Origin of the sequence: Xanthomonas arboricola pv. guizotiae, from assembly GCF_002940205.1 — a bacterium.
GTDB lineage: Bacteria > Pseudomonadota > Gammaproteobacteria > Xanthomonadales > Xanthomonadaceae > Xanthomonas > Xanthomonas arboricola_C.
In genome coordinates, this window is the sequence record NZ_MDSK01000079.1 from 1 (window position 1) to 3,317 (window position 3,317).

At 60.0% G+C, this 3,317-nt stretch carries 2 protein-coding genes and 1 pseudogene; 2 read left to right on the top strand and 1 reads right to left on the bottom strand.

Going from position 1 to position 3,317, the window contains the following annotated elements:
• Positions 1-84, top strand: a pseudogene (locus tag XarbCFBP7408_RS21735) (IS5/IS1182 family transposase); the annotation flags it as partial.
• Between the two features lie 940 nt (positions 85-1,024).
• Entirely contained in the window at positions 1,025-2,071 is a 1,047-nt protein-coding gene (locus tag XarbCFBP7408_RS21745; protein ID WP_104564677.1) for an SMP-30/gluconolactonase/LRE family protein, read from the top strand.
• Positions 2,072-2,278: 207 nt separating this feature from the next.
• Here XarbCFBP7408_RS21745 and XarbCFBP7408_RS21750 read toward each other — a convergent pair whose 3' ends face one another.
• Positions 2,279-3,175, bottom strand: a complete 897-nt coding sequence (locus XarbCFBP7408_RS21750) for a DUF3800 domain-containing protein (RefSeq protein WP_258072296.1) — start codon at positions 3,173-3,175, stop codon at positions 2,279-2,281.
• Positions 3,176-3,317 lie beyond the last annotated feature (142 nt).

Sequence of the window (3,317 nt, forward strand, 5' to 3'; positions counted from 1 at the left end):
GAACGTCGCATCGATCTCCACTTGGCGTTGCTTTCGCTCGCATCCTCCATCATCTGCTTACGCCTTCTTCCTGGGTTTTGTTAGCCGCTCTAAAGCGAAGCTACGAGAAAACCGGCATCGGGTCGATGGCCGATCAACGATGGTCGACGTTGAACAGTGCCGATGCCCGGCGTATTTTCGAGGTCACCAACGTGGCCTCGTTTTATACTGCCGATCCCCGCATCACTGCAGATCAGGTCAAGGCGCTGGGCGCTCTGGAGCGTCTGCATGCCTCCCAGCCGTATGATGTCATTCAGACCTATCGCGCCTTGCTGGCAGCACGCAGTTTTGCCGCCGCCAAGCACTTCTTCGCGCTGCATTCCGCTGATCTGGAGCATCCACCTCCGGAAGTCGTCGAGCCGCATATCATCTCCGCCGGTATGCCAAGCGAATTGCGCGTCACACAAGATGGCACGCGGCTGGTGCATGAAGCAGCGCGGGGCGATGCCGGTCGCGTCATCATCGTCATCGCAGATCCGCTTTGCGGTTATACACAGAAAGCCATTGTTGCGATCCGTCAGGATCCTGCTTTAAGCGAATTGATGCAGTCTCATGCAATATGGATGGCTCCACCGAGCAGACAAGACGACTTTTCGGTGTACGCCAGTTGGAACAGCCGTTATCCGCAGCAGCAGATGTCGTTGGCCTTCCGTAAAAGCGATTGGCCGATGGTGACGCAGTGGGCAACGCCGACGTTTTACTTCGTGGATGCCAATCGCGTTGTTGAGATCGTTACTGGATGGCCGGCTCAAGGACACAAGGCCGAGTTGTTGGCGGCAGCCAAGCGGATCGGCATGGACGTCCCGACGCATCAAAGCGAGACGAAAGCGCGCGAGCAACGCTGAGGAAATTCGCGATCCTACCGGTCGACGACTCCAGGGCATCTACGACGCGATCCAAGCGCGTAATCCCATGGATACGGCCGTTCACGACAACTGGCACGACCTTGATGGCATCATGGCCCGACCTGGAACCGGGCTTCCCGATGCGACTGCCGTCCCGCTTGCTGTTGGCCCTTTCCCTGCTTGCGGTGCTCGCCGCGTGCACCACGAAGAAAGCCCCGCCGCCGCGCTTTCCTGCGATTGGGCAGCTGACCACCTTCGATCGCAGCTTCGGCACTGTGGTCGCTGGCGATGCGCGCATCGAGAAACTCAGTGAAGGCTTCACCTGGTCCGAGGGCCCGGCCTGGGTCCGCAATGGTGGCTATCTGCTGTTCACCGATGTGCCGGAAAACACGCTCTATCGCTGGTCCGAGGACGCAGGCCTGTCGGTCCTGCTGTCGCCATCCGGTTACAGTGGCCCGGAGCAGGCCACGCTGCGCGAAGCCGGCGCCAACGGCCTGTATGCCGAACCGGGCGGCACCGTGTTGCTGGCCGACTCCGGCACGCGCATCGTCGCCAGGCTCGACCCGGCCACGCGCAAGAAGACGCCGCTGGCGACGCAGTTCGAAGGCCACCGCTTCAACAGCCCCAACGATCTGGTCCGCCGCAGCGATGGCGTGGTGTTCTTCACCGACCCGCCGTACGGCCTGAAGGGCATGAACGATTCGCCGGTCAAGGAGCTGCGCTACAACGGCGTCTACCGGCTGGACACCGACGGCAGCGTGCACCTGCTGGACGATAGCCTCAGCCTTCCCAACGGCATCGCACTGTCGCCGGATGCGCGCACCCTATACGTGGCCAATTCCGATCCGGAGCGCCCGATCTGGATGGCCTACACGCTCGACGCAGCCGGTGCGGTGACCGGCAAGCGCGTGTTCGCCGAAGCCTCCGATCTGGTCGCCAAGGATTCGCCCGGCCTGCCCGACGGCATGGCGGTCTCCGCCGACGGCCACCTGTTCGCCACCGGCCCCGGCGGCGTCATCGTGTTCGCCCCCGACGGCCGCAGGCTGGGCCGCATCGAAACCGGCGAACCCATCTCCAACTGCGCCTTCGGCAACGACGGCCATACGCTGTACATGACTTCGCACGCGATGCTGGCGCGGGTGCGGGTCAAGGCGCTTGGGTTGGAATTTGCCCAATCGCCGCTTTAGTAGGAGCGGCCCTGGCCGCGATGGAGCTGTACCGATCGCCCTGTGTTGCAAATCGTTCTGCTTTCAGCCGTCACAACAGCTGATGGATGCGATGTGCTGACTGACCCGGTTTTGTAGCACGCAACCTTGAATTCTTCGGTCCAGAACTCTAGACTCGCACCCTAAGTGGACTGGGAGTTCCCGGTCGGCGTCATAGCCTCGGTGAGATCACCGGGGCTTTTCGCTTTCTGGCGGCGGGAAAATTCTCAGGCCCCAGCCTTCATAGTCGACACCCAATTGGCGCCGGCCCTGCTTGCAGAAGAATTTTCGCTGCAGCACGTCGAATGCGCGATTGGGATGATCCGGGCGAAGTACCGATAGCCCGATGGGCCGCGCAACGAGGTCAGCCAGTTGCAAGCCAGATGAGTTGGCCTTTTTGTCCGCAAAGACGATGGTGAAGGGAAGTTGCCGGCCCCAGCGGTTTGCGTCGTCGCAGATCCGCCTGAATTCCAGCTCCAGATCGCGGTCTTCCTTCTTGCCACGGCATTCAACCACCACGTGCGTTGCAACGTTGTCCTGCTTCTTTTCCTGCATCAGTTCGAAAAGTGTTTCCAGGCAAAATGCGAGCGCCAGGTGGTAGGGATTGTCTGCGGTCTGGGCCTTTTCCTTCAGCCGTGTCTTGTCGATGACACAGCTGATCGGGATGAAGTTATGCGACCCGATGATGCCCGTCAGCTCGTCCAGAAAAATCGTCTTTTCCAACCGATCACTGAAGCGGAAATGTCCCTTTTCCTTGCGGATGTCATGCTCGTGGAGAATCACCACGTCATGCCCGAAATGCCTGAACTTGAATGACTCAATCGCGGGAACCACGCGTTGCGCGTAGTGGCCTTTGTGGAAGACACACAAGGTCAGCACAAACACCGGATAGTTGGGATCTACCGACTCCAGGCCGTGGTCGCCGCTTTCATCGACATAGACGATGTAATTGCTGTAACGCGGGTCGGCAGCCGCCAGCAGTGGCGATGTCGCCGGCTCGCCTTCCGCCTGTACCAGTGGCAGCGAAAATTGCCGGGCAACGCCAGGCATTGTTGATGGCGTGTTATCTGATCCACGTTTCGGCATGACCGCTCCCTGGCACTGCACATTGAACAACGATGCAGCAGATTAGGTCCTGTTAACGCTAGTGGTTGGGGAGGTTAAACTATTGGACATGGAGATCACGCCAGCACAATTTGCCCTCATCGAACATTGCTTACCTGTGCAG